25 protein-coding genes and 1 pseudogene are annotated in these 26812 nt (G+C 68.6%); 19 read left to right on the plus strand and 7 right to left on the minus strand.

Going from position 1 to position 26812, the window contains the following annotated elements; genetic code table 11:
* Positions 1–1020 (minus strand): acyl-CoA dehydrogenase family protein (locus SREC43747_RS0114400; protein ID WP_029721989.1); only part of this gene is annotated, 1020 nt, incomplete at its 3' end.
* A gap of 159 nt (positions 1021–1179) precedes the next feature.
* Between SREC43747_RS0114400 and SREC43747_RS0114405 the strand changes: the two genes are divergently transcribed.
* Both SREC43747_RS0114405 and SREC43747_RS0114410 read left to right on the plus strand, forming a co-directional pair.
* A complete protein-coding gene (locus SREC43747_RS0114405) occupies positions 1180–2022 on the plus strand; it encodes an HTD2 family dehydratase (RefSeq protein WP_029721990.1) in 843 nt (280 codons plus the stop codon).
* A 154-nt stretch (positions 2023–2176) separates the two neighbouring features.
* Complete coding sequence (locus SREC43747_RS0114410; RefSeq protein ID WP_029721991.1) at positions 2177–2968, plus strand: alpha/beta fold hydrolase; 792 nt, start codon at positions 2177–2179, stop codon at positions 2966–2968.
* Between the two features lie 15 nt (positions 2969–2983).
* Here the strand turns inward: SREC43747_RS0114410 and SREC43747_RS0114415 are convergent, their stop codons facing one another.
* Positions 2984–4312, minus strand: coding sequence for a GntP family permease (locus tag SREC43747_RS0114415; protein ID WP_029721992.1), 1329 nt, complete (start codon positions 4310–4312; stop codon positions 2984–2986).
* 506 nt (positions 4313–4818) lie between these two features.
* Between SREC43747_RS0114415 and SREC43747_RS0114420 the strand changes: the two are divergent.
* The 16 genes and pseudogenes from SREC43747_RS0114420 to SREC43747_RS0114495 all read left to right on the plus strand — a co-directional run.
* Positions 4819–5811: pseudogene (locus SREC43747_RS0114420) on the plus strand (sigma-70 family RNA polymerase sigma factor); the annotation flags it as partial.
* A 134-nt stretch (positions 5812–5945) separates the two neighbouring features.
* A complete protein-coding gene (locus SREC43747_RS0114425; protein WP_029721994.1) occupies positions 5946–6602 on the plus strand; it encodes an HAD family hydrolase in 657 nt (218 codons plus the stop codon).
* Positions 6603–6737: 135 nt separating this feature from the next.
* Complete coding sequence (locus SREC43747_RS0114430; RefSeq protein WP_051388043.1) at positions 6738–7943, plus strand: LCP family protein; 1206 nt, start codon at positions 6738–6740, stop codon at positions 7941–7943.
* Positions 7944–8170: 227 nt separating this feature from the next.
* Entirely contained in the window at positions 8171–8992 is an 822-nt protein-coding gene (locus tag SREC43747_RS0114435) for a CoA transferase subunit A (RefSeq protein WP_029721996.1), read from the plus strand.
* Positions 8992–9756, plus strand: coding sequence for a CoA-transferase subunit beta (locus SREC43747_RS0114440; RefSeq protein WP_029721997.1), 765 nt, complete (start codon positions 8992–8994; stop codon positions 9754–9756). The genes SREC43747_RS0114435 and SREC43747_RS0114440 overlap by 1 nt, the downstream gene beginning before the upstream one ends.
* Before the next feature lie 205 nt (positions 9757–9961).
* Positions 9962–10699, plus strand: a complete 738-nt coding sequence (gene pcaH, locus SREC43747_RS0114445) for a protocatechuate 3,4-dioxygenase subunit beta (protein WP_029721998.1) — start codon at positions 9962–9964, stop codon at positions 10697–10699.
* Positions 10699–11271 (plus strand): protocatechuate 3,4-dioxygenase subunit alpha, encoded by a 573-nt coding sequence (pcaG, locus tag SREC43747_RS0114450; protein ID WP_029721999.1) that lies wholly within the window; start codon positions 10699–10701, stop codon positions 11269–11271. Before pcaH ends, pcaG begins: the two co-directional genes overlap by 1 nt.
* Before the next feature lie 58 nt (positions 11272–11329).
* Positions 11330–12676 (plus strand): 3-carboxy-cis,cis-muconate cycloisomerase, encoded by a 1347-nt coding sequence (pcaB, locus tag SREC43747_RS0114455; protein WP_029722000.1) that lies wholly within the window; start codon positions 11330–11332, stop codon positions 12674–12676.
* Entirely contained in the window at positions 12673–13437 is a 765-nt protein-coding gene (pcaD, locus tag SREC43747_RS0114460) for a 3-oxoadipate enol-lactonase (protein WP_029722001.1), read from the plus strand. Before pcaB ends, pcaD begins: the two co-directional genes overlap by 4 nt.
* On the plus strand, positions 13437–13832 hold the full coding sequence (gene pcaC, locus SREC43747_RS0114465) for a 4-carboxymuconolactone decarboxylase (protein ID WP_029722002.1): 396 nt from the start codon (positions 13437–13439) through the stop codon (positions 13830–13832). Before pcaD ends, pcaC begins: the two co-directional genes overlap by 1 nt.
* Positions 13833–13852: 20 nt before the next feature.
* Positions 13853–14659, plus strand: coding sequence for an IclR family transcriptional regulator (locus SREC43747_RS0114470; RefSeq protein WP_029722003.1), 807 nt, complete (start codon positions 13853–13855; stop codon positions 14657–14659).
* Positions 14660–14809: 150 nt separating this feature from the next.
* On the plus strand, positions 14810–15544 hold the full coding sequence (locus SREC43747_RS0114475) for a (Fe-S)-binding protein (protein ID WP_029722004.1): 735 nt from the start codon (positions 14810–14812) through the stop codon (positions 15542–15544).
* A 17-nt stretch (positions 15545–15561) separates the two neighbouring features.
* Positions 15562–16992 carry a LutB/LldF family L-lactate oxidation iron-sulfur protein gene (locus SREC43747_RS0114480; RefSeq protein ID WP_029722005.1) on the plus strand — a complete coding sequence of 477 codons (1431 nt, stop codon included), beginning with the start codon at positions 15562–15564 and terminating at the stop codon, positions 16990–16992.
* Positions 16989–17621, plus strand: a complete 633-nt coding sequence (locus SREC43747_RS0114485) for a LutC/YkgG family protein (protein WP_029722007.1) — start codon at positions 16989–16991, stop codon at positions 17619–17621. Before SREC43747_RS0114480 ends, SREC43747_RS0114485 begins: the two co-directional genes overlap by 4 nt.
* Before the next feature lie 134 nt (positions 17622–17755).
* Positions 17756–17968: a DUF8847 domain-containing protein gene (locus tag SREC43747_RS0114490; RefSeq protein WP_029722008.1), complete on the plus strand. Its 213-nt coding sequence runs from the start codon at positions 17756–17758 to the stop codon at positions 17966–17968.
* A 241-nt stretch (positions 17969–18209) separates the two neighbouring features.
* Complete coding sequence (locus tag SREC43747_RS0114495; protein WP_029722009.1) at positions 18210–20090, plus strand: ABC transporter ATP-binding protein; 1881 nt, start codon at positions 18210–18212, stop codon at positions 20088–20090.
* A gap of 89 nt (positions 20091–20179) precedes the next feature.
* On the opposite strand, the gene SREC43747_RS0114500 is transcribed toward SREC43747_RS0114495, so the two are convergent.
* The 4 genes from SREC43747_RS0114500 to SREC43747_RS0114520 all read right to left on the minus strand — a co-directional run bounded on the left by SREC43747_RS0114500 (position 20180) and on the right by SREC43747_RS0114520 (position 24084).
* Complete coding sequence (locus SREC43747_RS0114500; protein WP_029722010.1) at positions 20180–20704, minus strand: MarR family winged helix-turn-helix transcriptional regulator; 525 nt, start codon at positions 20702–20704, stop codon at positions 20180–20182.
* Between the two features lie 303 nt (positions 20705–21007).
* Positions 21008–21334 (minus strand): hypothetical protein, encoded by a 327-nt coding sequence (locus tag SREC43747_RS0114505; RefSeq protein WP_029722011.1) that lies wholly within the window; start codon positions 21332–21334, stop codon positions 21008–21010.
* A 644-nt stretch (positions 21335–21978) separates the two neighbouring features.
* Positions 21979–23046 (minus strand): permease, encoded by a 1068-nt coding sequence (locus tag SREC43747_RS0114515; RefSeq protein ID WP_029722012.1) that lies wholly within the window; start codon positions 23044–23046, stop codon positions 21979–21981.
* A 78-nt stretch (positions 23047–23124) separates the two neighbouring features.
* A complete protein-coding gene (locus SREC43747_RS0114520) occupies positions 23125–24084 on the minus strand; it encodes a S1C family serine protease (RefSeq protein WP_051388044.1) in 960 nt (319 codons plus the stop codon).
* Positions 24085–24311: 227 nt separating this feature from the next.
* Between SREC43747_RS0114520 and SREC43747_RS22170 the strand changes: the two genes are divergently transcribed.
* Positions 24312–24443 carry a hypothetical protein gene (locus SREC43747_RS22170; RefSeq protein ID WP_269077845.1) on the plus strand — a complete coding sequence of 44 codons (132 nt, stop codon included), beginning with the start codon at positions 24312–24314 and terminating at the stop codon, positions 24441–24443.
* A 3-nt stretch (positions 24444–24446) separates the two neighbouring features.
* Here the strand turns inward: SREC43747_RS22170 and SREC43747_RS0114530 are convergent.
* Positions 24447–26812, minus strand: a 2366-nt coding sequence (locus SREC43747_RS0114530; protein ID WP_037332104.1) for an ATP-binding protein, incomplete at its 5' end; no start/stop codon positions are given.

The raw sequence follows: 26812 nt of genomic DNA on the forward strand, positions 1-26812 counted from the left end.
CCCGCCGTGGATCCGCACCGCGTTGAGGGCGATCTCCATGGCGGTCTCCGACGCGAACAGCTTCGCCATCCCGGCTTCCATGTCCACCCGGCGCCCCGCGTCGTACTCGCGCGCGGCGTGCAGAGTCAACTGGCGGGCGGCCGTGAGCTTGGTGGCCATGTCCGCCAAGTAGTTCCCGATCGACTGGTGCTTCCAGATCGGCTTGCCGAACGCCTCGCGCTCCTGCGCGTACCGCAACGCGTCTTCCAACGCGGCCCGCCCGACCCCCAGCGCCCGGGAAGCCACCTGGATGCGCCCGGTCTCCAGCCCTTTCATCATCTGCGCGAACCCGTTCCCCTCGGTCGCGCCGAGCAGAGAGCTCACCGGTGTCCGGTAGTCCTGGAAGACGAGCTCGCAGCTCTCCACCCCCTTGTAGCCGAGCTTGGGCAGGTCCCGGGACACGGTGAGCCCGGGGCCGTGCTCGACCAGCAGGACGGAGATCCCCCGGTGCGCCGGCCGGGCGTCGGGGTCGGTCTTGCACAGCAGGGCGATCAGCTGCGACCGGCGGGAGTTGGTGATCCAGGTCTTGGCCCCGTTGACGACGTAGGCGTCGCCGTCTCGACGGGCCACCGTCTTCATCGCCTGCAGATCGGACCCCCCACCGGGTTCCGTCAGCGCCATCGTGGCCCGGATTTCCCCGGTGGCCATCTTCGGCAGGTAGCGCTTCCGCTGTTCCTCGGTGCCGAAGTGCAGCAGCAGCTTGGCCACCACCGTGTGACCTCCCATGGCCCCGGCCAGGCTCATCCAGCCGCGCGCCAGTTCTTCGGTGACCAGCGCGTAGCACGGGGTGGACACCTCGTTGCCGCCGTAGCCCTCCGGAACCGCCAGGCCGAAGATGCCCATTTCCTTCATCATGTTGATGAGCTCTTCCGGGTACGCGTTGGCGTGCTCCAGTTCCCGGACCACCGGCTTGACCTTCTCGTCCACGAATTCGCGCACCGTGGCCACGACCAGGCGCTCGTCCTCCGGGAGAATGTCCACTGTGCTCACTGTGCTGCTCCTGTCGTGCTGAGGACAGCGGGGTGCGGGATAGACCATAAGGGCAGCCGGCCCGAAAAAGCGATCAGTCTTTTCGCCTAAGCAGGATTGACCTTTCCCTTGGAGGCAGCAAAAATCGACCGAGCTGAAGGGAGGCCCCCGTTGCCGAGCCTAGAAGCCTGCCTGTCCGGCTGGGCCCCCGAAGCCGCGCGCAGCACCGACCAGCTGCTGCCGGAGCGGGCCCGAGCGCTCGCCGCAGTGCTGGAGACACCGCCGGAACTGCGCGATTTCACCGCCCTACCACCCCTGTGGCACTGGGTGTACTTCCACCAGTGGCCGGACCACAGCGCCCTCGGCGCTGACGGGCACCCGGCCAGCGAGCACTTCCTGCCGCCGATCCCGGACCGGCGTCGGATGTTCGCCGGCGGCCGACTGCTCGTCGATCGACCGCTGCAGCTCGGCGTGCCCGCCGAACGCACCAGCGCGCTGCTGAGGACCAGCGTCAAGCAGGGACGCACCGGCGAGCTGGCGTTCGTCACGGTGCGCAGCGAGTACCGGCAGCACGGGCAGCTGTGCCTGACCGAGGAGCAGGACCACGTCTACCGCAGCGGCGATGGCTCCCCGCGGGACTTCGGGGACCGATCCGCTCACCACCCCCGCTCCGACGCCCCGTGGCAGCAGCGGTTCACCGGAGATCCCGTGCGGCTGTTCCGGTTCAGCGCGCTGACCGCCAATTCCCACCGCATCCACTACGACCTGGCCTACTGCCAGCAGGTCGAGCACTACCCCGACCTGGTGGTGCACGGTCCCCTGCTGGTGCTGCTGATGACCGAACTGGCCCGGCAGCACGCGCCGCAGCCGGTGACGTCGGTCGACTACCGGTTCCGGCGGCCGGTGTTCGCCGGAGACCCGGTGCTGATCGCCGGCGGCCCGGACGGGAAGTTCTCCGTGCGCACCGAACCCGACAACGCGGCGGCCACGGCGGAGCTCGGTTTCGGGCAGTGATACCGCACCGCGAGCAGCCGGTTCGCCGAGCCGGCCCCGGAAGGGCGTCGCCCCGGTGGTGGTCGAACTCGGACACACCGCACCGCCCTCTCCGATTTCGAGCCCCTCCCGCCGCGGCGCAGCCGCGGCCGACCACATCGAGGAGTTGATCACCTTGCCCACCGTTCCACTGCGCGACATCGAGGTCCACTACACCTGCTCCGGCAGCGGCCCGGCGGTGGTCTTCGTGCACGGGCTCGCCGAGGACCACCGCAGCTGGCAACGCCAGCAGCGAGAACTGCCCGACTACCGGACCTTCGCCTACGACCTGCGGGGGCACGGAGCGACCACGCTGGGCGAGGCCGACGGCAAGCTGGAACAGCTGCGCGACGACCTGCTGGCCTTCCTCGACGAAGTCAGCGGCCCGGCGGTGTGCGTGGGCTTCTCCTTGGGAGGCACCGTGGTGCTCTCCGCGGCGGCCAGCGGTTCCGAACTCGTGCGGGGCGCGGTGGCGATGGCCACCTCCTCCGTCGTGGGGCGGGCGGCCGCGTCCTTCTTCGCCGAGCGGGCCGAACAGCTGCTGTCCGGAGGACCGGAGGAGGTGGCCGCAGCCCTGCGCGCGGACACCCGGTCCTCGCTCGTGCGCGAGCCAACCGACTTGGACGACCTCGTCCGCCAGCGCCAGGAGGCGGTCGGGGACGGCCGCGGCTACGCCAACGCCGCCGAAGCACTGGTGGCGCTGCGCGAGTCCCCGCTCACGCCGCACCTCGGGACGATCAGCTGCCCGGTGGCCGTCATCGGAGCGGACCAGGACCAACTGTGCCCGCGCAAAGCGGCGGACATCCTGCTGGAGGCGGTGCCGCACGCCCGCTACCACGAGATCCCGCAGTCCGGTCACCTGATGAAGACCGACAACCCGGACGCGGTCACCGCGACCTTGCGCGACGTGCTGGCGGAGATGCGGTGAACTTCGACCTCGGTTTCAGAAGATCCACGCCATGAGCTGGATCGGCACCATCGCTATCACCGAGGCGAGCGAGACCGTCAGGGTCACCGATTTCAGCGCTCCCCGGGTCGTCTGCGGCAGCAGGGTCTGCAGCAGCCAGAAGGTGTTGCTCGTCGCGTGGATGATGAACAGCGATCCGGCTCCCGCCGCCAGCGCGACGAACACCGGGTCGATGCCGAGGGACGGCATCACCGGGCCGAGCACACCGGCCGCGGTGATCGAGGCCAGCACGACCGAGCCGACCGCCATGTGCAGCACAGCGGCCACCACCCACACCAACAGCAGCGGGAGGACCGTGCTGGAGGAGAAATATCCTTTGAGGACTTCTCCCAGCCCCACCGCTTTCACCGTTTCCGCCAGGGATCCTCCGACCCCGGTCAGCACCAGGATCTGCCCGCTCTCCCGGAAACCGTTCTGAAGCGCCTGCTGGGCCTTCTCGGTCGACAGCTTCCACCTGGTCAGCACCAGTGCCCCGACCAAGCCGATCAGCAAAGCGATGACCGGATCGCCGAGCAATTCCAACGCGGGCGAGGTCGCGCCGAACATTTCGCCCACCGCACCGCAAGCTATCAGTCCTAATGAAACAGCGAGCGGAGCCAAGGACAGCTTCAGCGGCGGCAGGTCACCGCGGTCCTCGGTGTCCTCCACGGACAGCGGTTCGTCCCGCTCGTCCAGTTCCGGGTTCCACAACCCCCGCTTGGCCAGGGCGGTGAACAGGGCCAGTGTCACCACGATGGTGAAGACAGCGGTGATCGATCCCAGCAGGAACATCTTGCCGAACGGCACATCGACCACGCCGGCCAGCGCGACGGCTCCCACCCCGGGCAGCACGAAGACCATGCCGACTTCGATGCTCAACGCCATGACCGCGCACATCCGGGCCACGCCGTGCGGGCCGATCTGCCGGGACAGCCGGCTGGCCAGCGGCGCGGTGATCACCAGCAGCGCGTCGGCGAAGATCGATTGCAGCGCGGTCCCGACCGTGCTGCCGAACACGTAGGGCAGCGCTCTCGGCCCGAACGTGCCGACCAGCGCGTTGACCAGCTTCTCAATGGCCCCGAGGGAGGTCATCAGCGAACCGAGCAGCACGCCGAACGCGATCAGCAGCCCGACGTCCGTCATCAGCTCGCCGAAACCGGTGGTGATGCTCTCCACGGTTCCCTCCGGCCCCAGGCCCGAGCTCAGACCGAGGTAGAGGGCACCTCCGACGAGGGCGATGGCCGGGCTGATCTTCATCCGCAGGATCAGCACGACCACCCCGACAATGGTGGTGGCGGTGTTCAACAGGACCGCGATGTCTGACATGGAGTACATCCGCTTCCATCTGGCCGGCGACGGCCGGCCCGGAATCACAACGCCGAGCCCCGGCGGCAGTACCGCGCTGCTCCGAGGTTCGGCCCGGCACGAGCGCAGGTACGCCCGCCAGCTGCGGCAACACGTCTGCGGCCGGGAGGTGCCCCGGCGCGGTCGACATGCCCTGCCGATGTCAGGCAGAGCAGATCTTGTCTCGAAGCTCTGTTCGCAGGCAACGCCCTACCCTATACCGACCGGTCGGTCCACTTCGTGGCACCGGTGCGCGCAGCACCGGTCCAGCTCGTGCGAACGGCGCACCGGAGGTTTTCGAAGCACCGCGGAACGGGAAGACCAGACCCGGGCGCACCAGAGCGCGGCGCAGGCCTTGACGAGCTCTCGCACAGCGGGTTGCGCCGGTCGATGTCGCCCCGGGCAACACCACCTGCGGTTGGACTTCGGTCCCCTCCGCTTCCGCCGCCCGACGGGTTCAGCAGCGGTCGCAGGCACACAGGAGCAGCCGGGAGGGCGAAACCAGCATGTCCGCTTCGGTCACCGAGGAGTTCGGTCAGCTCACCGCACCCTTCCGCCGCGAGCTGCTCGTCCACTGCTACCGCATGCTGGGTTCGGTGCACGACGCCGAGGACACGGTCCAGGAGACCTACCTGCGGGCCTGGCGCGCCTTCGACAAGTTCGAAGGCCGCTCGTCGCTGCGCACTTGGCTGCACCGGATCGCCACCACTGCGTGCCTGAGCGCACTGCAGAACCGGAATCGCCGGCCGCTGCCCTCCGGGCTGGGCTCCAGTTGCGATCCGGGGGATGCGCTCGTGGAGCGCCCGGAAATCCCGTGGTTGGAACCGCTCCCGGACACCGTGGACGGGGATCCCGGCACCGATCCGGGCGCGGTGGTCGAGCTGCGGGAGAGCACCCGGTTGGCGTTCATCGTGGCGCTGCAGCACCTCTCCCCGCGGCAGCGCGCCGTGCTGATCCTGCGGGACGTGCTGAGCTGGAAGGCCAGCGAAGTCGCCGAAGCGGTCGGCGTCTCGACCGCGGCGGTGAACAGCATGCTGCAGCGGGCGCGGACGCAGGTGCGCCGAGCCACCTCGCCCCCGGGGATCGCCCCGGCCGCTCTCTCGGTGCAGCAGCGCCAACTGCTCGACCGATACGTCGAGGCCTTCGAGGCCAAGGACGTCGCGGCCCTGCAGGAGTTGTTCACCTCCGACGCCGTGTGGGAGATGCCGCCGTTCCTCAACTGGGTGCGCGGAGCTTCTCGGATCAGCCGCTTGGTGGACCTGCAGTGCCCGGCGGGCCCAGGTGACATGCGCCTGCTCCCCACCAGCGCCAACGGGCAACGCGCGTTCGCGGTGTACCTGCGCGGTGCCGGAGGTGGCTTCCACCCTTTCCAGCTGCAGGTGCTGGAGCTGCGCGGGCCGGCGGTCGAGCACGTGGTGGCGTTCTTTGACCTCCGGCTGTTCGAATCTTTCCGGTTGCCCGAGGCCCTTCGGGCTTCTTGAGGGTTCTTCCCCGGTCGGTGTTCCGCGGTTGAACCGGATTAATTTTAGTCAATACTGAAACAATGAATTAAATTGATCGTGTGCGCTGAGCAGTGCACCCAGCGGCCTAACCCGGGAAAACCTATGCTCGCCCCGTGGAACCAGCAGGGGTGATCTTCGACTTGGACGGCGTGCTGGCCGACTCCGAACAGCTGTGGGACCGGATCCGCAAACAAGTCGTGGCGGAAACCGGCGGCGACTGGAAGGACGGAGCCAGCGAAGCGATGCTCGGCATGAGCACTCCGGAGTGGTCCCGCTACCTGGTCGACGAACTGGGCGTTCCGCTGACACCGCAGCAAGTCGCCGAGCGGGTCATCGACCAGATGGCGAAGCTGTACGCCGAACAACCCCCGCTGCTCCCCGGCGGCGTGCAGGCGGCCCGCGCAATAGCCGCCCGCTACCCCACCGCGATCGCCAGCTCCGCACCACCCCGGATCATCCAGGCCTTCCTGGAAGTGACCGACTTGCTGGACGCGGTGCGCTACACCGTGTCCAGCGAGCAGGTGGGCGTCGGCAAACCCGCTCCCGACGTCTACCTCGACGCAGCCGAAGGACTCGGCATCGACCCGCGGCACGGCGTCGCGGTCGAGGATTCCAGCAATGGCATCAAAGCAGCGGTTGCTGCGGGCACCACCGTGTTCGCGGTGCCGAACCCGCATTTCCCACCACCCCAAGAGGTTCTACGAACCGCCTATCGGGTGCTTGACGACATCGGCCAGTTGCCTGCTGCGATTGCCGAACTCGACCGGTGATCCGCCGCGCTCGGTGGTCTTTTGTGGACACCTGCCCCTTGCGGGCATCTGGCCAGCGGCAATCAACATGCCCACCGGACCGGCGAGTGCCATGCTTGACCCACACCCGGCCAAACCGTCATGCGCGGAGGTGCGGTGCGGCAGCAAGACGACCACCGGGAAGCGGCGGACAACCACCACGAAGCGAGCCGCGGCCAGCTGCTGGCGCGGTCCGTGGCGGTGGTGCTGTCCTTCACCGTGCTCGTGGTGACCGGGTACGGGTGGCTCAACTACCGCCACCTGCTCAGCGGAGTGGCCACCAGCGAGATCGGGCTCGGCTCCAGCTCCGACGGCTCGATGGACATCCTGCTGGTCGGCGTGGACAGCAGGACCGACGCGCAGGGGAACCCGTTGCCGGACGAGGTGAGCGCCGAACTGCACACCGGGGAGAGCGACGCCGCGCTCACCGACACGATCATCCTGTTGCACCTGGCCAACAACGGGTCCGAAGCGATCGGGATCTCCTTCCCCCGGGATTCCCACGTCACCATTCCCGGACACGGCCAGCACAAGCTCAATTCCGCTTACAGCAGGGGAAAGCAGCAGGCCGCGGAACAGCTGGCCGCGCAGGGCGCGTCGGACCCGGACGTCCTCGAGGAGCGCAGCGCAGAAGCCGGTCGCGAGCTGCTGGTCCGCACCGTCGAAAGACTGGCCCAGGTCCAGATCGACCACTACGCCGAGATCAACATGCTCGGTTTCGCCCAGCTCACCGAGGAGGTCGGAGGCGTCCCGGTGTGCTTGAACTCCCCGGTGCAAGACCCCTACTCGGGAGCGGACTTCCGCGCCGGCCCGCAGCGGATCTCCGGCGCCGACGCCCTGGCTTTCGTCCGCCAGCGCCACGGGCTCCCGCGCGGTGACCTGGACCGGATGATCCGGCAACAGGCCTTCTTGGCCGGCTTCGCCCAGGCGGTCACCTCCAGCGGAGTGCTGACCAACCCGGCCAAGCTGCGCGAGTTGACCAGCTCGGTGCGCCGCAGCGTCGTGCTGGACGAGGACTGGGATCTGCTCTCCTTCGCCGGGCGCATGCGCGAGATGTCGACCTCGGTGCGGTTCAGCACGGCACCGATCGCGGGAACGGCGCGGACGGACGAGGACGGGGACGTGGTGCTGATCGACGAAACCGCGCTGCGGTCCACCGTCCGCCACTACGCGGGCACTGCCGGCGAAGGACCTGCGCAGCAGGTGGCCCCGGTGACGGACGAGCCCCTGGAACGACCCGCTCCCCCCTCACCGGGCCGGTCGCCCTCCCACCCCGCCCCGCCCCCGGAGATCAGCACCGAGGGCGTCCCGTGCGTGAACTGACCCGCTGCACCTCCGGCTCGCCGCGGTGCGCCTCCACCCTCCCGCCCGGCACCGCAACACACCTGAGCGGGTGACGCATTGCCCTTCCGCCCCGCCGGGAACGCCGTCGCGCGCTGCGCCGGAGAACACCGCGCGCCTTGATCGATGGTCTTGACTCGTCCACACCTCTTCCCTATCGTTCGCAATAAGCACATTCGTTCACTATGCGCACACCGGAGTTGATCGGGGTGGCACGCGTCCTCACACTCGAAGAAGCGATCGCGGAGCTCGTACACGACGGCGACACCGTCGCCCTCGAAGGGTTCACGCACCTGATCCCAGTGGCAGCTGGGCACGAGATCATCCGCCAGGGCCGGCGCGACCTGACTCTGGTGCGGATGACCCCGGACATCGTCTACGACCAGCTCATCGGTGCCGGCTGCGCGAGCAAGCTGATCTTCTCCTGGGCCGGCAACCCGGGGGTCGGTTCGCTCCACCGGTTCCGCGACGCCTTCCAGAACTCGTACCCGGTCCCGCTGGAAGTCGAAGAGCACAGCCACGCGGGCATGGCCAACCGGTACGCCGCCGGCGCTGCCGGATTGCCCTTCGCGGTGCTCCGCGGCTACATCGGCAGCGACCTGCCGAACCACACCAAGACGATCAAGACGATCGAATGCCCCTTCACCGGCGAGCGGCTGGCCGCGGTGCCGGCGCTGAACCCGGACGTCGGCATCATCCACGCCCAGCAGGCCGACCGGAACGGGAACGTCCAGTTGTGGGGCATCACCGGCGTCCAGAAGGAGACGGTGCTGGCCTCCGCGCGGTCTCTGGTCACCGTCGAGGAGATCGTCGACGAGCTCGAACCGCGGCCCGGCGCTGTGGTGCTGCCGGAATGGGTGGTGACCGCGGTGGCCGAGGTTCCGCGCGGAGCGCACCCGTCCTACGCCATGGGCTACTACGAGCGGGACAACGCCTTCTACCAGAAGTGGGACGCCATCAGCCGCTCGCGCGAGCTGTTCGAAGAGTGGCTGAACACCGAAATTTTCGGCAAGACCCGGAGCGATGCGTGATGACCGCCGAGTTCACTTCCGATGAAATGATGACCGTGGCAGCAGCCCGTTCCCTGCCCGACGGGGCCAAGTGCTTCGTGGGCATCGGGCTGCCCAGCACAGCGGCCAACCTCGCCCGGCGCACCCACGCCCCAGGCCTGGTGCTGATCTACGAGTCGGGCACCATCGGGGCCAAACCCGACCCCCTGCCGCTGTCCATTGGCGACGGCGTGCTGGCCGAAACCGCTGATTCGGTGGTCAGCGTTCCGGAAATCTTCAACTACTGGCTGCAGCCGGGCCGGATCGACATCGGTTTCCTCGGCGGCGCCCAGGTGGACCGATTCGGCAACATCAACACCACCGTCATCGGCAGCGATTACAACAACCCCAAGGTACGACTGCCCGGCGCCGGTGGCGCCCCGGAGATCGCCGCTTCCTGCAAGGAAGTCCTGATCGTCATGCGGTTGAGCCAGCGCAATTTCGTGGAGAAGCTCGACTTCGTGACCTCCGTGGGGTACGGCACCGGCAAGGGCGACCGGGAGAAGCACGGGCTCCGCGGGCGCGGGCCGGTCAAGGTCATCACCGACCTCGGCATCCTGCGCCCGGATCCGGAAACCCGGGAACTGACGTTGACCGAACTGGCCCCGGGAGCGACCGTGGAACAAGCCCGGGAAAACGCCGGGTGGCCGCTGAAGGTATCCGAATCCTTGGGCCACCAGCAGCCCCCGACGGAAACCGAACTGAGCATCCTGCGAGAGCTGAAAGCCACCATCAGCGCGGAATGAACGACACCGGGCGCTGGAGGAGACGTGCTCCTCGGGGCGTACTCCGCCAGCCGCAGCCCCTGTTGGCAAGCTGCTGAACTGCGGTTTTCCATCTGCCGGAGATGCGTGCTGGAGACCTGCACCGCAGGAGCTCCACCCTTTGGGTCCAGGCCGGCAGTGTCCACCTTGGCCGGCCTGGACACACCCTCGACACGGGAGCCGCTGAATGACCATGCAACAAACCAAATCGGGGCTTCTGCTGCCCTCCTACCGCCGCGATGACAGCTCCAACCCGGCATTGGACACCCCGGAGTACCGGTCCTCTTCCCTCCGACACCCCAAGAAACCGCTGCAGTACCTGCCGCACTACTTGACCGAAGTGACCGGTCCGCTGCTGGGCCACGACCGCGTCGGGGAGAACGACAACGATCTGACCGCTCAGCACGACGGTGAGCCGCTCGGTGAGCGGATCATCGTCAGCGGCAAAGTGTTGGACGAGAACGGGAAACCGGTCCCGAACACCTTGGTGGAGATCTGGCAGGCCAACGCGGCCGGTCGGTACTTGCACTCCGGCGACCGCCATCCCGCCCCGTTGGACCCGAACTTCTCCGGCACCGGCCGGTGCATGACCGACTCCGAGGGCAACTACAAGTTCATCACCATCAAGCCCGGCGCCTACCCGTGGCGGAACCACGACAACGCCTGGCGTCCGGCGCACATCCACTTCTCGTTGTTCGGCCGGGCGTTCACCCAGCGCCTGATCACCCAGATGTACTTCCCCGGGGACCCGCTGTTCCACCAGGACCCGATCTTCAACTCGGTTCGCGACCCCAAAGCCCGGGAGCGCATGATCTCCCGGTTCGACCTCGACACGACCGTCCCGGAGTGGGCGCTGAGCTTCAAGTTCGACATCGTGTTGCGCGGTCCGCAGGCCACCCCCTTCGAGGAAGAGGAGGGCAACTGATGGCTTCCTCCACCGCCCCGCGGGGCATCACCCCTTCGCAAACCGTGGGACCGTTCTTCGCCATGCCGGGCGGGATAGTTTGGGAGGACGGTCCGGAACTGGTCCCCGAAGGCACCCCGGGTGCGTTCGTGCTGCACGGTCAGCTGTTGGACGGGAACGGAGATCCCGTTCCGGACGGGCTGCTCGAGATCTGGCAGGCCGACTCCCAGGGCCGGTTCGACCACCCCGACGATCCCCGACCGGAGAAGTCCGGCTGGCAGGGCTTCGGCCGCTGCCCCACCGACCCGGAAGGCAAGTTCTGGTTCCGGACGGTCAAACCAGGCCCGCTGCCGACGCCCGATGGTGGCCAGGAAGCCCCGCACATCAACGTCACCGTGCTGGCCCGGGGCATGCTGGACCGAGTGGTGACCCGAATCTACTTCCCGGACGAGGAAGCGAACGACACCGATCCGGTTCTGTCCGCAGTAGACCCGGAACGGCGGCGCACCCTCGTCGCGGAAGGAAGCGAGCGGGGCTACCGGTTCGACATCCGCCTGCAGGGGGATGGAGAAACCGTGTTCTTCGCCGTGTGACGGACCGGGCAGCGCTGGCGGCTGAGCCGCCAGCGAGTTCAACCCAGTGGGGGGCGAATTGACCACCAGCGCCGAGGGCTTCTTCACTCCGTTGTTCAGCACCCCGGAAGCGACCGAGTGCACCGGGGGGCGGGCCTGGCTGCAGGCCATGCTGGACTTCGAGAGGGCCTTGGCCACTGCACAAGCCAGCGCCGGGATCATTCCCCGGGAGGCCGCCGAGGAAATCGGCCGCTGCTGCCGGGCAGAGCTGTTCGACGCGGACTCCATCGCCCAACGGGCGGCCAGTTCGGCCACCCCGGTCATCGCGCTGGTGCGGGATCTGGCCGAGCAGGTCGCCGAGCCGGCGAAACCCCACGTCCACCGCGGCGCCACCAGCCAGGACGTGATCGACACCGCGGCGATGCTGATCAGCCGCAGGGCGCTGGAGCTGATCGTGGCCGACCTGCGCGGCGCTGCCGAGGAGTGCGCCCGGCTGGCCGATCAGCACCGCCGCACGGTGCTGATCGGGCGTTCCCTGCTGCAGCAAGCCCTGCCCACGACGTTCGGCCTGCGCTGCGCCAACTGGTTGATCGCCCTCGACGAGGCCATCGGTGAGCTGGAACGCGTCCGCGACGAACGGCTCGCGGTGCAGTTCGGCGGGCCCGCGGGCAACCTGTCCTCCCTGGGCGCGGCCGGCAGCCAGGTCATCCGGCTCCTGGCCGCTGAGCTCGGATTGGCCGAACCGGTGCTGCCGTGGCACACCGACCGCACCCGCATCGCCGGGCTCGCCGGGGCTCTCGGTACCGCGTCCGGGGTGCTCGGCAAGATCGCTCTGGACGTCAAGCTGCACAGCCAGACCGAGGTCGCCGAGCTGGCCGAGGACAAACCGGGAGGTTCTTCGGCCATGCCGCACAAGCAGAACCCGGTCTCCGCGGTGCTGGTGAGCGCAGCAGCGCAGCGGGTCCCGGGCTTGGTGGCCACCTTGCTGGCCAGCATGCCGCAGGAGCACGAACGCGCCGCCGGCCCTTGGCAGGCGGAGTGGGAGCCCCTCGTCGAGCTGCTGCGCTTGGTGGCGTCGGCAGCGCACCGAACCCGCCACCTGCTTTCGGGGCTGCGGGTGCGCACCGAGGAGATGGCCGCTAACGTCGAGCTGACCCGTGGTTTGATCATGGCTGAAAGAGTCGCGGCCGAGCTCGCCGAGCAGCTCGGGCGCAGCGCCGCCCAAGAACTGGTCGGCCGGCTGTGCCGCCAGGCCCTCCAGCACCAGACCTCGCTGCGGGAGGAATTGCTGGGTGATACACGGGTGCGGGCGGTGCTCAGCGAAGAAAGGATACTGGCGGCCACCGAACCGGCGGACTACCTCGGTTCGACCGACGACTTCATCGACCGCGCCCTGAACGCTCACGCCGGAATGGAGGCCAGGTGAACATCAACTACGAATTGACAGGGCCAGCCGACGCCCCCGTCGTCGTGCTGTCCAATTCCCTGGGCACCGACCTGTCCCTGTGGGACGAGCAGCTCGCGCCGCTGGCCGAGCGGTTCCGCGTGCTGCGCTACGACCAGCGCGGGCACGGCGGAACGCCGGCCAAGCCCGGCCCGTACAGCCTCGCCGACCTCGGTGGTGATGTCATCGCGCTGCTGGACCACCTGTCGATCGCCAAAGCGCACTTCGCCGGGGTGTCGTTGGGCGGCATGACGGGGATGTGGTTGGCCGAGCACGCTCCGGAGCGCATCGGCCGGCTGGCGTTGCTCTGCACGTCGGCCGACCTGGGGCCGGAGTCGATGTGGCGGGAGCGCGCCGCCCTGGTCCGCGAGAACGGCACCCGGGCACTGGTGGAGTCGACCATGGAGAGGTGGTTCACCCCCGGTTTCCGGTCCGCCCGGGCCGACGTCATCGCCAAGTTCAGCGAGGCGCTGCGGAAGTGCGACGACGAGGGCTACGCCTCGTGCTGCGAGGCGATCGCCGGGATGGAGTTGCTGCCGAAGCTGCCCGAGGTCACCGCGCCGACGCTGGTGATCGCCGGGAAGGAGGACCCGGCGACCCCGCCCCCGCACGCCGAGCGGATCGCCGAAGCCGTGCCCGGGGCGCGGGTGGAGGTGCTGTCGCCCGCGTCGCACCTGGCCAACGTCGAGCAGTCGGACGCGGTGAACCGGCTGCTGCTGGAGCACTTCACGAGGAGCAGGTAATGCCGGACGGTGTCGACGACAGGACCCGCCACGCGCAGGGCATGGCGGTCCGGCGAGAGGTCCTCGGCGACGAGCACGTCGACCGGGCCATCGAGCGGACGACCAGGTTCACCGAGCTCTTCCAGGACTTCATCACCCGGTACGCCTGGGGCGAGGTCTGGTCCTCGGAGGGGGTGAGCCGCCAAACGCGCAGCATGCTCACCTTGGCCATTCTCGCCGCGCAGGGCTGCGAGGAGGAATTCGCGATGCACGTGCGCGCCGCTCGGCGCAACGGTGTGCCGCCCGAGCACATCCGGGAGGTGCTGATGCACGTGGCCATCTACGCCGGGGTGCCCCGCGCCAACCGCGCTTTCGCCATCGCGAATACGATTCTTGAGCAAGAGCAGTCCGGCTGAAAGCAGATGAGGTGACCACCATGGAGCCCGCGTCCAGCCCTGGCGGCGAGTACGTGCAGTCGCTGGCGCGCGGGCTCATGGTGATCCGCGCGTTCAACGAGTCCCACCCGGAGATGACGCTGTCCGAGGTCGCTCGGGAGACCGGCATGTCCCGGGCTGCGGCGCGCCGCTTCCTGCACACCCTCGTGCACCTGGGGTACGTCTGGACCGACGGGCGGGTCTTCGCGCTCACTCCGCGGGTGCTCGAACTCGGCTTCGCCTACCTCTCCAGCGTGTCGCTGCCGGAGATCGCCCAGCCCTACCTGGAGCGCCTGGTGTCCGAAGTGCACGAATCGGCGTCGGTGTCGGTGCTGGACGGCACGGACATCGTCTACGTCGCCCGCGTGCCCACCTCCCGGATCATGACCGTGTCCATCAACATCGGCACCCGGTTCCCGGCCTACGCCACTTCCATGGGCAAGGTGCTGCTCGCCCACATGTCCCCGGAGGAGCTGCAGCGCTACCTGCAGCGGGTGCGGCTGCGCCCCCTCGGGCCGCACACCACGACCAAGCCCGAGGAGCTGCAGCAGGAGCTGGCGGCGATCCGGGAACAGGGCTGGGCGCTGGTCGACCAGGAGCTGGAAGTCGGCCTGCGGTCGATCGCCGCACCGATCAGGGACCGGACCGGCAAGGTGGTGGCGGCGGCCAACATCTCCACTCACGCCAGCCGCACCAGCCCGGAAGAGGCCCGGGGGAAGCTGCTGCCGCACCTGCTGGAAACGGTCGCCCGGATCGAGGCCGAGTTGCGGGTGACCCCCAACCCGCGGACCGGGGCGCTCTCGCAGTGACCTGCTGAAACCTCCGGAACTCCGCCGCCCGTGCCGTCCAGCGCGAGGGCAGCGTGACGGGCCGCACTCGCGGGGGAGGCGTACGGTGCTTGGTGATCGACACCGATGCATCGCGGTCCGGGCCAGGCCCGGCGGAAGGAGGAGTGCGGCATGCGGGTCGCGTTGTTCGCCACTTGCCTGTCGGACACGCTGTTCCCGGAAGCGGCCAAGGCGACGGTGCGCCTCCTGGAGCGGCTCGGCTGCACCGTGGAATTCCCGCTGGCGCAGACCTGCTGCGGGCAGATGCACACCAACACCGGTTATCGAAAACAGGCCCGGTCCGCGGTGCGCTCGTTCGTCACCGCGTTCGCCGGGTACGAGGCGGTGGTGGCCCCTTCCGGTTCCTGCGTCGGCTCGGTCCGGCACCAGCACGCCATGGTCGCCTCCGGTGACCGGGAACTCACCGAACAGGTCGAGGAGATCGCACCCCGGGTGTACGAGCTCTCCGAGTTCCTGGTGGACGTGCTGGGGGTGACCGACACCGGGGCCTACTTCCCGCACCGGGTGACCTACCACCCCAGCTGCCACTCCAGCCGCCTGCTGCAGGTCGGGGACCGCCCGGAGAAGCTGCTGCGCTCGGTGCGGGGGCTGGAGCTGGTGCCGCTGCCGGAGGCCAGCCAGTGCTGCGGCTTCGGCGGCACCTTCTCGCTGAAGAACCCGGACGTGTCGGTGGCGATGGGCAGCGACAAGGCCAGGCACGCGCAGGAAACCGGCGCTGAAGTGCTGTGCTCGGCCGACAGCTCGTGCCTGATGCACATCGGCGGCCTGCTCTCCCGGCAGCGCAGCGGGATGCGGGTGCTGCACTTGGCGGAAATCCTGGCGGCCACGGAAGGAGCGCAGCAGTGACCAGCACCTACTTGGGAATGCCAGCTTTCCCGGAGGCGGCGAAGAGCGCGCTGGCCAATGCCCAGCTCAGGAACAACTTGGCCAACGCCACCGGCACCATCCGCGGCAAGCGGCAGGCGGTCGTCGACGAGCTCTCCGACTGGCACCAGCTGCGGGAGGCCGGCGCGGCGATCAAAGCGCACACGCTGTCGCACCTCGACACGTACCTGGAGCAGTTCGAGGCGGCGGTGACCGAAGCCGGTGGTGTCGTCCACTGGGCGGCGGACGCCGCGGAGGCGAACCGCATCGTGGTCGACCTGGTTCGGCAGACCGGGGAAACCGAGGTGGTCAAGGTCAAGTCGATGGCCACCCAGGAGATCCGGCTCAACGAGGCGCTGGAGAACGCCGGTGTAGCCGCCTGGGAAACCGACCTGGCCGAGTTGATCGTGCAGCTCGGCCACGACTTCCCCAGTCACATCCTGGTGCCCGCCATCCACCGCAATCGATCGGAGATCCGCGAGATCTTCCAGCGCGAAATGGGCAAGGTGGGCGCTCCGGCTCCGGAGGACCTCACCGATGACCCGGCCCGTCTCGCCGAGGCGTCCCGCAGGTACCTGCGGGAGAAGTTCTTGCGGGCCAAGGTGGCGATCTCCGGGGCCAACTTCGCGGTCGCTGAAACCGGTTCGCTGGTCGTGGTGGAGTCCGAGGGCAACGGCCGGATGTGCTTGACCCTGCCCGAAACGCTGATCAGCGTGGTGGGTATCGAGAAGATCATCCCCCGTTGGCAGGACCTGGAGGTCTTCCTGCAGCTGTTGCCCCGCTCCAGCACCGGTGAGCGGATGAACCCGTACACCTCGACCTGGACCGGGGTCACCGCCGGGGACGGCCCGCAGAACTTCCACGTGGTGCTGTTGGACAACGGACGCACCAACGCGCTCGCCGATGAGCTCGGCCGCCAGGCGCTGCGGTGCATCCGGTGCTCCGCTTGCTTGAACGTGTGCCCGGTGTACGAGCGGACCGGTGGGCACGCCTACGGTTCGGTCTACCCCGGACCGATCGGTGCGGTGCTCACCCCGCAGCTGCGCGGCGTCGAATCCGAAGTAGACCGCCAGTTGCCCTACGCGTCTTCGCTGTGCGGGGCCTGCTACGAGGTCTGTCCGGTGGCGATCAACATCCCCGATCTGCTGGTGCACCTGCGGGAGCGCGTGGCCGAGCAACCTCGCAGCGGCGCGGAGAAGGCCATGGGGCTGGTGATGCGGGTGGCCAGCTGGGTGTTGGGGGACGCCCGCCGGCTGAGCGCGGTGCAGCGGCTGGCCTCCAGCAGTCGGCGCTTGTTCGGCACCAGGTCCACCATCGGGCAGCTGCCCCCGCCGCTCTCCCGCTGGACCGGGGCGCGGGACGCTCCGGTACCGCCGCAGGAGTCATTCCGGCAGTGGTGGGAACGGACGCGGGGAGGCAAGTCATCGTGAGCGATCGGGAAGTCATCCTGGGCCGGATCCGTTCGGCGCTGCGCGGCACCGAGCGGGTGCCCGCCGACCGCATTCCGCGCCACTACCTCCGGCAGCGGTTCAGCAGCGGGATCACCGAGTTGTTCTGCGAGCGCGTCGCGGACTACCGGGCCACGGTCCGGCGAGCAGCGCCGGAGCAGGTCCCCGAGCAACTCGTCGCAGCGCTGCGCGCCGCAGGCGCCCGGAAGGTGCTGCTGCCGGCCGGTGCCCCGGAGACCTGGCGGGAGCGCTTGGCGGCGGAGTTCGAACAGGTCCACGACGATTCCACGGCCACTGTCGACAGCCTCGACGAGCAGACCGACGCGGTGGTCACCACCGCTGCGGTGGCGATCGCCGCGACCGGGACGATCGTGCTCGACCACGGCCCGGGGCAGGGCAAGCGGGCGGTCACCCTGGTCCCGGACGTGCACGTGTGCGTGGTCCGGGAGGAGCAGATCGTGGACGACGTACCGGCCGGAATGGCCCGGCTCGATCCGCGCCGTCCGCTGACCTTCATCAGCGGACCTTCCGCCACCAGCGACATCGAGCTCGACCGCGTCGAGGGCGTGCACGGGCCGCGCAACCTGCACGTGGTGGTGGCCGCTGGGTGAAGCTCCAAATCCTGCGGTACCCCTCTCGCCACGTTGCGACCACCGGTTCAATTCCATCCGATCAAGTGAACCGGGGAACGAGCTGCGCTCCCGGGAAGTCGGACCGGTGTCAGCTGGCGAGAAGGGAGCCGAGTATGGAGCAGGTCCGGGGCCGGCTGTGCGGCGGCCCGGCAGACGGCAAGGAGATCACGGTCGCTGTCAACGCGTCCGGAAAGCCGATCCCGCGCATCACTTTCCCAGCAACGGTGCCCAACGCGCAGGCGGTTCCCCCGCAGCTGGTGTACGAGCGCCGCAGGCAGCGCGGGGACGGCGTGTGGGAGTTCCACTACGTGGGTGCCGAGGCGTAGCCGAGACCCGTCGACGGCCTCCCGGGGGAACCGGTGCGCGGGCCGCCCCGCCGGGCGGGTGGACGCCAGGTGCCGCCCGGCCGGCACCCCGCGTCTGCTCCCGCGGCACCTGCGGCCGCTCGGCCGGGCGGTCGCAGGGCGAGCTCGGGAATCGCCGGCTCGCCCGAAGCGTTGACTTCGACCTAACCCGAAGTCCTGCAATTGAGGTGACCGAATCCCCCGGCGGAATGGATGCAGTGCGATGAGTATGAGCTGGGAGACGATGCGCTCCTTCACCCGCGACAGTTCGGTGACCCGGCAGCGGCTGTCTCCCGGCCTGGCCCGCCGGATCTTCCGCTACGCCCGACCCTACGCGCGGGACATCATTCCCTTCCTGCTGGCGGTAGCGGCATCCGCGGTGATCGGCATCGTCAACCCGCTGCTGTTCAAAGCCATCATCGACAACGGCATCCTGCCGCAGAACCTCACCCTGATCATCGTCCTGGCCGGCGCGGTGGCCTTGGTCGCCTTGTTGGAAGCGGTGTTCTCCCTGGTGCAGCGCTGGTACTCAGCCCGCCTGGGAGAAGGCCTGATCTACGACTTGCGCTCGGAGGTGTTCGACCACGTCCAGCGGATGCCGATCGCCTTCTTCGTCCGCGCCCAGACCGGTGCCCTGGTCAGCCGGTTGAACAACGACGTGATCGGTGCCCAGCGAGCGCTCACCAGCACCCTCTCCTCAGTGGTGTCCAATGTGCTCAGCCTGGTGCTGGTGCTCGCCACGATGCTCACCCTGTCCTGGCAGATCACCTTGATCGCGCTGGCGCTGCTGCCGCTCTTCCTGCTGCCGGTGCGGTGGATCGGTCGACGGCTGCAGCGGGTCACCCGCGAGCAGATGAAGGTGGACGCCGAGATGAGCTCGCTGATGACCGAGCTGTTCTCGGTGGGCGGGGCTATGCTCACCAAGCTGTACGGCCGCGCTGACGAGGAGTCCCAGCGCTTCTCCGGAAAGGCCGCCCGGGTCCGGGACATGGGCGTGATCTCCGCCATGTACAGCCGGGTGTTCTTCGTCGCCCTGACCTTGTTGGCCTCGCTGGCCACCGCGGTCGTCTACGGCCTCGGCGGCGCGCTCGCCGTCAACGGCGTGCTGCAGCTGGGCACCTTGGTGGCGATGGCCACCCTGCTGAACCGGTTGTACGGCCCGCTGACGGCCCTGTCGAACGTGCACGTGGACATCATGACCGCGCTGGTCAGCTTCGACCGGGTGTTCGAGGTGCTGGATCTGGTGCCGATGGTCCGGGAGAAACCGGATGCCAAACCGCTGCCGCCCGGGGCCGCCGACATCGAGTTCGATTCGGTGTCGTTCAGCTACCCGGCTTCCGAAGAGGTCTCCCTGGCTTCCCTGGAGTCGGTGTCCCGGCCGGACAGCTCACCGGCGCACCCGGTGCTGACCGACATCAGCTTCCACGCGGCAGCCGGTCAAACGGTGGCCCTGGTCGGCCCGTCCGGTGCCGGCAAGACCACCATCACGCACCTGGCCGGCCGGTTGTACGACGTCGATTCCGGTGCGGTGCGCATCGACGGCGTCGACGTCAGGGACGTCCAGCTCTCCTCGCTGTACGCCACCGTCGGCGTGGTGACGCAAGAAGCTCACCTGTTCCACGACACCATCCGGGAGAACCTGCTGTTCGCCCGCCCGGGCGCCAGCGACGAGGAACTGCTCGAGGCCTTGCGCACCGCCCAGCTCGGGGATCTGCTCGACTCCTTGCCGGACGGGCTGGACACCGTGGTCGGCGACCGCGGCTACCGGCTGTCCGGGGGCGAGAAGCAGCGCCTGGCCATAGCGCGGCTGCTGCTGAAGGCGCCACCGATCGTGGTCTTGGACGAGGCCACCGCGCACCTGGACTCCGAATCCGAGGCGGCGATCCAGCGGGCGCTGCACACCGCTCTGGCCGGGAGGACCGCGCTGGTCATCGCGCACCGGCTGGCCACCATTCGACAGGCGGACCGGATCCTGGTGGTGTCCGACGGTCGGATCGTCGAGGAGGGCACCCACACCGAGCTGCTGGCCCGCAACGGGCTCTACGCCGAGCTCTACCGCACCCAGTTCTCCCAGCAGGAGGAGGATCGGCGGGAAAGCGCGTAGCGGTGTTGCCCGGCCGGTGGGGAGCTCGTAGGGCGCGGCGGCAGGTCAGCGGCGAACGCGGAGCGGGGGCTCCGCCGGTTCGGCACCGCTCACCGCGCGGCCGGCTGGCGTTGCTGCGCCGCCGCGTCCGCGGACGGCGGCACGGTGTAGAGCTTGCCCTCCGGGTCGATGCGCTCGAGCATCGCCGAGCACAACTCGTCCAGCTGCCGGACCTGCTCCTCGGTCAGCCCGTCGAAGATCAGTGAGCGGACCCGCTCGACGTGCCCGGGAGCGGTCTCGACGACTTTCTGCCAGCCCGCTTCGCTGAGTTCGGCTATCTGCCCCCGACCGTCGTTGGCGGCCTGCCGCCGACGGACCCAGCCTTGCTTCTCCAGCCGGGAAACGACGTGCGAAACCCGCGACGGGGAAGCGTTCGAGTGCGCGGCCAGGTCGCTCATCCGCAACGCGTGGCCGGGAGCTTCGGACAGCATCGCCAGCACCCAGTAGCCGAAGTGGGTCAGACCGGCGTCTCGTTGCAGCTGCGAGTCCAGCGCGGCCGGGACCACGTTCAACAGCGCGGCGAACTTGCGCCAAGCGCACTGCTGCTCATCGGACAACCACCTCGGCTCAGTCACACATCAAGCATAATCCGCTCCCGCCCCGCCCGAGCTCTGCCGCGGGCCGCTGGCGGAGCTCGTCGGCAATGCGCCGCCGAGACCCCGGCGCCGGTTCCAGCAACGCGTTCTCACGAACCTGCCTCCGGCAGGAAGGGTCGGTGCGGCCGAGCGCGCGATCTTCCTGCCGCACGGGCTGGACCGGGGGCAGCGGAGGCGTTCCACGATCACCACCTCGTGGTCAGCACTCCCCACATCGATCCGAAAGCGGTTTTCCGCTCAATCAGGCCGAGTGATCGCCAAGCGAGCCGGGAGCAGGTGGTTTCACCGGGCGATTTTGTCGTCGAGGACTATGGCCGGAAGCTTTTCCCCCTGTCCCTGGTGGACCTCGTCCTGCGGGGCGATCCTCCCCAAGATCTTGACGATTTCCTTGCGCAACCGGAAAGCGATGGCCAGCGCAGCTGGCTCTCCGGGGTCGAAGCTCTCAACGATGCGGTCGCTCGCCGTGATGCGCAAAATGGACATGAGGTCGATCCCGGACAGCTGGACCGTGATCATGTCGTCCTCCGCCTTGACCGAATCGTCGTCCTCCCCAGGCAGGATGCTCTTCTCCTCGCCATCGCTCTTCTTGCTCTTCTTCACCCCGTCCACGAGTGATCTCCAAGTTTCCCGGTGGCACTGCAGTTCGATTCGGGAAATACCTGCGGCGAGATCGAAGAGGTCCCACGTGTCGGGGTAGAAGTTGGATCTGGAGGCGCTCGCCGCTGTCCGGGATTCCACATCAGATGGTGCGGAATTCCCGTTGCGGGGTGCGGATTCCACGGGCTTGAGCAGGGGTTCGTCCTCCTGGCACCTCCGGCGGCGCGATCTTTTTCGAACACCGCACCATCTCCAGAACACCAGCGTTTTCCCTTCTGCGCGCTGATTCCATGGCCGTGCGGGGGGTGGTTCACCACCTGCTTACCAGTGCGGCAGAACGCTTTGAAGCCGCAAACGAGTGATCAACTCCTGTGGCGTGGAACACCGGGCGCGCGACGACCTTGCGCACGTGGACGATCAGGCGATCTCCGCGGAGATCGTGCTCCCGCTCCCTTCCAGCGGGCACCGGACGCGGTAGTGCTCATCCGTCCTCTTCTGCCCCGCACCGGGTGCTGCGGTTCGGCCACGCCCCGAGCGCGGAGCGCACACGCGTTCAGGCCGCTCGAACAGCACCATCGGGGCGGCGGGAAGTCGAGCACGACTTCCCGCTCGATCTCCGTCGGCAACCCCAGCACCGATCACCGGCTTCGTTCCCGCTACAGCACCGCGAGCACACCGCCGGCGACCACACCCCCGACGACCGTGGTGAGCGCGAGGACAGCGGTGGCCCGGGGGCCGAAGCTGCGGGCCACCACCACCATCCCGGGGAGGCTGACCGCGGGCAGGGTGACCAGCAGGGCTCCGATGAGCGCTGGAGACGCCCCGGCCAAAGCCAGGGCCTGCAGGACCGGGATCTCCGCTGCGGTGGGGAGCACGAGCGCGGTGCCGATGACGGCGGCCACCCCGACCGCCAGCGCTCCCTGCGGCAGGGCCTCCACCCCTGCCAACAGCCAGCCGCGGAAAGCACCCAGCAACATCACGACCAGCAGGTACTCCGGAACCAGGGTGAGCACCAGCCGCAGCAGCTGGCGGCCGAACCGCCGAACCGCAGCCCCGAAACCACCGCCTCGGCGTTCGACCGGGCGCGGCCGGGGGCGGTCGTTCCCGCCCAACCGGTGCGCCAGCACCCCACCGGAGACCACCAGCGCCGCGCCCACCAGCAGTCGGGTCAGCGTCCACTGCCACGGCGCGACCAGGTGGAGGAAGATCAGGACGGCGGGGTTGAGCAGCGGATTGCCCAGCCAGTAGGCCCCGGCAGCCGCCAGCGAAGCACCGCTGCGCCGCAACGTCACCGCGACCGGCGCCGAGCAGCACGTGCACATCATCGACGGTGTGCTGAGCAGGCCACCTGCGATCGCCTCCGGTACCGGGCGGCGCCGGTTCAGCACGCGGGCCGCCCAGCGCTCGGGCAACCAGGCGTGCAGGGCAGCGCTGATCACCAGTGCCGCCAGCAGCGCTTTCCACACCGCCTGCGCGTAGTCGGTGGCGAACGAGACGGCCGCCGCCAGGCTGGGTGGATCACCAGCGGCCACCCCTCCGCTGCGGAGGACTTCCCCACCTGTCCAGGCGCGATTGCCGCTGAGGTCGAAGACCTTCGCGGTGTACGGCGCCCATTTCGACCACAGCAGCGCACCGGCGGCGACCAGCACCACCGCGGCAGCGCCGGTGACCGCTCTCCGACCTGCTGGCCGCTTCCCGACGGCGCAGGTACTGTCAGCAGACATCGACCTCGACGGTAGCGGGGCGGCGGGCAGGCGCACGTCGAGCGGAAACCACCTGCTCAGGCCCCTTCTCAGTCGTGGTCAGGAGGGGGAGTCCAGCAGTTCCTCCGGTTCGGCGATGACGTCCACCAGGGCCCCGTTGCGGAACACCGTGATCTGCAGGGGGCGACCGATCGCTTCGGCGAACATCAGCCGCTGCAGTCCTTGCGCGTCGTGCACCGGCTGCCGGTCCGCGGTGAGCACCAGGTCACCCGGGTGCAGTCCAGCGCGGTGGGCGGGGCTGCCCGGCACCACGTCCGCGACCCGCAAGCCGGTGCTGCGCCCGACCCGGGCGGCCAGTTCGGCCGGCAGCGGTGCCGGTGTGGTGACCAGCCCCAGGTAGGCCCGCCGGACCCTGCCCTGGTTGATCAGTGAATCGATGATTCGACGGGTGGTGCTGTTGATCGGGATCGCCAACCCCAGCCCCACCCCGGCGACCGCGGTGTTGACCCCGATCACCAGTCCTTGGGCGTCCACCAGAGCCCCACCGGAGTTGCCCGGGTTGAGGGCGGCATCGGTCTGGATGACGTCTTCGACGATGCGGGCGGTGTTGCCGGAACGCACCGGCAGGGATCTGCCCAACCCGCTGACCACGCCCGCGGTGACCGATCCGGCCAGCCCGAGGGGGTTGCCGACGGCCACCACGAGCTGACCGACCACCAATTGGTCGCTGTTGCCGGGGGTCACCGGGGGCGGTGCTCCTCCGGCCGCGCGCAGGACCGCGAGGTCGGAGAGCGGGTCGGTGCCGGCCACGGTGAAACTGCTGCTGGTTCCGTTGCTGAACTGGAGCGCGCCCTGCCGGGCCGGGCCGAGCACGTGCGCATTGGTGAGCAGGTATCCATCTGGGGTGAACACCACGGCGGAGCCGGCTGCCTGCCACCGCTCTCCCGCGGTTTGCACGCTCGCCACGCTCGGGGTGATCGTCGCTGCCACGGATGCCACGATCTGCGAGTAGGCGTCCAGCGCTCCGAATCCGCCCGGTGATTGCAGTGAGTCCGCCATTTTGGCCTCCGGGAAGGGTGTGTGCCAGCTCAACACCGGGGTGCGGGGAGGCATTCCGCTTTCCGCTTCGCCCACAGCAGAACTTCGTCGGGGAAGTTCTGTGTGATTGCGAACGCATCTTCGCCACTGCAGTCACTTCGGTCGCCCCGGCCTCAGGAGCAACTTCCGGAACTGGACGGCGAACTATAGTGCACGCAGGTTTTTTACCGTAATGTTGGGAAATCGTCTTGGCTGAACAGCACGGGATGGACCGCTACGACGCCACTTTCGCACGCGATCTGGCGTGGGCGCAGAAGATGTGGGAAGAGCTCGACCAGCTGCCGACCACGGACGAGGACGGCGACGGCCGCGACGGATGACGATCATTCCGTCTCCTGCTGCCCGGTGCTGGCCGGCAGGTGCTGGGCCATCAGGTCGAGCAGCTTTTCGATGTCGACCGGTTTCGTGACGTATTCGCTCGCCCCTGCGGCGAGGCTGTGCTCCCGGTCGCCTTTCATCGCTTTGGCGGTGACCGCGAAGATGACCAGGTCCCGGTAGCGGGGGATCTCCCGAATGGTCTGGATGGCGGCGTTGCCGTCCATGTCGGGCATCATCACGTCCATCAGCACGAGCACGATGTCGCTGTGCTGGCGCAGGGCGGTGAGCCCGGCCACCGCGTTGTCGGCGCGCACCACCTGGAGCCCGTGCTTCTCCAGCCCCGTCGCCAGGGCCTGGACGCTGCGCGGGTCGTCGTCGATGATGAGCACCTTCTCGCCGTTGAACTGGTGGCTGCGCGGCTTCTCCGCGGGGGCTTCCTGCCGCTGGGAGTAGTCGAGCTCGGAGAGCTGCATCGGCGGGTCGATGCCTTCTGCGGAGACGTCGAAGCTGGTTTCGGCGTCGGTCGGGTAGTAGCCGCGCTGCTCCGGGAGGCCCCGCGCCGGGGTGGCGCTTTGCGCGGTGGCGGGTGTCGGCGAGGCCGGCAGGTAGAGGGTGAAGGTGCTTCCCCGGCCCGGTTCGCTCTTGAGCTTCAGTTCCCCGCCCAGGAGGTGGGTGAGTTCCCGGCTGATCGACAGGCCGAGGCCGGTTCCGCCGTACTTGCGCACCGTGCGGCCGTCGACCTGTTGGAACGCCTCGAAGATGAGGCGGCGCTTGTCCTCGGGAACACCGATGCCGGTGTCCTGCACGGAGAAGGCCACGATCTGCCCGGCCTGGCGCAGGTCCGACCGCTCCACTTCGCTGATCTGGGCCAGTCGGATCCGCAGTTTCACGCTTCCCTGCTCGGTGAACTTGATCGCGTTGGACAGCAGGTTCCGCAGGATCTGTTCGACCCTGCCGGGGTCGGTGTGGATGACCGGGGGGACCGAAGGGGAGACGGTCACCTCGAATTCCAGGCCCTTCTCGTCGGCTTGCGGCCGGTACAGCGCCTCCACGTGGTGGGCCAGATCTTCGAGTTCGACGTCCTCCATGAGCACCTGCATCTGCCCTGCTTCCACTTTGGACAAATCGAGGACGTCGTTGATCAGTTGCAGCAAGTCGGTCCCGGCTTCGTGGATGGTCTTGGCCAGATCGACCTGCTGGGCGGTGAGGTTCCCCTCCAGGTTGTCGGCCAGCAGCTTGGCCAGCAGCAGCACGCTGTTGAGCGGAGTGCGCAACTCGTGCGACATGTTGGCGAGGAACTCCGACTTGTACGCCGAGGCCTGCGAGAGCTGGCGGGCCCGCTCCTCCAGCTCCTGCCGGGCTTGCTCGATCTCCAGGTTCTTCATCTCGATGTCCCGGTTGCGACTGGCCAGCAGAGCCGCCTTCTCCTCCAGCTCGGTGTTGGACCGCTGCAGTTCCTCCTGCTGCTGCTGCAGTTGTTCGGACCGGGCCTGCAGCTCCCGGGCCAGGTGTTGGGACTCGGTGAGCAGCTCCTCGGTGCGCGAGTTCACCATGATGCTGTTGACGTTCACCCCGATCGCCTCCCGCAGCTGGGTCAGCAGGTCGAGGTGCACCGAGGTGAACTCGTGCAGGGAAGCCAGTTCGAGGACGCCGAGCACTTCCTCTTCGAACGAGATCGGCAGCACCACGACGTCAGCCGGTCCGCGCTCCCCCAGTCCGGAGGAGATGCGCAAGTAGTCCTCCGGGGCCTGGGAAACCCGGATGATCTTGCCGTCCAGCGCGGCCTGGCCCACCAAGGATTCGCCGAGCCGGAAGCTCCGCGGTCGCTCCGGATCCACCGGGCACGCGTAGCCGGCGATCTGGTCGAAGGTGGCGGTGTCGTGGTGCGGCCGGCGCAGGAAGAAGGCGCCGTGTTGGGCCGATACCAGCGGCACCAGCTCGTTCATGATGATCTGCGCCAGCGTGTTGAGGTCCTGCTGCCCTTGCATGAGCGCCGACATCCGGGCCAGGTTCGTCTTCAGCCAGTCCTGCTCCTGGTTGGCCTTGGTGGTCTCGGCCAAGGTCAGGATCATCGCGTTGATGTTGTCCTTGAGCTCGGCGACCTCCCCGGAAGCTTCGACGGTGATCTGCTGGGTGAGGTCCCCGCGGGTGACCGCGGTCGCCACCCGAGCGATGGCGCGGACTTGAGTGGTCAGGTTGCTCGCCAGCTGGTTGACGCTCTCGGTCAACTTCCGCCAGGTGCCGGAGACGTCGGCGACTTCGGCTTGTCCGCCGAGCTTGCCCTCGGTGCCCACCTCCCGCGCCACCCGGGTCACTTCGTCGGCGAACGCGGAGAGCTGGTCGACCATCGTGTTGATGGTGTTCTTCAGCT

This window comes from Saccharopolyspora rectivirgula DSM 43747, from assembly GCF_000497205.1.
Lineage (GTDB): Bacteria > Actinomycetota > Actinomycetes > Mycobacteriales > Pseudonocardiaceae > Saccharopolyspora > Saccharopolyspora rectivirgula.

What these genes read in the sequence shown, in the direction of transcription:
- SREC43747_RS0114520 (WP_051388044.1), bottom strand. Translation starts at nt 24,084, where the DNA reads ATGGCGGACTCACTGCAATCACCGGGCGGATTCGGAGCGCTGGACGCC.
- SREC43747_RS0114470 (WP_029722003.1), top strand. Translation starts at nt 13,853, where the DNA reads ATGGAGCCCGCGTCCAGCCCTGGCGGCGAGTACGTGCAGTCGCTGGCG.
- SREC43747_RS0114490 (WP_029722008.1), top strand. Translation starts at nt 17,756, where the DNA reads ATGGAGCAGGTCCGGGGCCGGCTGTGCGGCGGCCCGGCAGACGGCAAG.
- pcaC (WP_029722002.1), top strand. Translation starts at nt 13,437, where the DNA reads ATGCCGGACGGTGTCGACGACAGGACCCGCCACGCGCAGGGCATGGCG.
- SREC43747_RS0114440 (WP_029721997.1), top strand. Translation starts at nt 8,992, where the DNA reads ATGACCGCCGAGTTCACTTCCGATGAAATGATGACCGTGGCAGCAGCC.
- SREC43747_RS0114515 (WP_029722012.1), bottom strand. Translation starts at nt 23,046, where the DNA reads ATGTCTGCTGACAGTACCTGCGCCGTCGGGAAGCGGCCAGCAGGTCGG.
- SREC43747_RS0114415 (WP_029721992.1), bottom strand. Translation starts at nt 4,312, where the DNA reads ATGTCAGACATCGCGGTCCTGTTGAACACCGCCACCACCATTGTCGGG.
- SREC43747_RS0114495 (WP_029722009.1), top strand. Translation starts at nt 18,210, where the DNA reads ATGAGTATGAGCTGGGAGACGATGCGCTCCTTCACCCGCGACAGTTCG.
- pcaH (WP_029721998.1), top strand. Translation starts at nt 9,962, where the DNA reads ATGACCATGCAACAAACCAAATCGGGGCTTCTGCTGCCCTCCTACCGC.
- SREC43747_RS0114475 (WP_029722004.1), top strand. Translation starts at nt 14,810, where the DNA reads ATGCGGGTCGCGTTGTTCGCCACTTGCCTGTCGGACACGCTGTTCCCG.
- pcaG (WP_029721999.1), top strand. Translation starts at nt 10,699, where the DNA reads ATGGCTTCCTCCACCGCCCCGCGGGGCATCACCCCTTCGCAAACCGTG.
- SREC43747_RS0114480 (WP_029722005.1), top strand. Translation starts at nt 15,562, where the DNA reads ATGCCAGCTTTCCCGGAGGCGGCGAAGAGCGCGCTGGCCAATGCCCAG.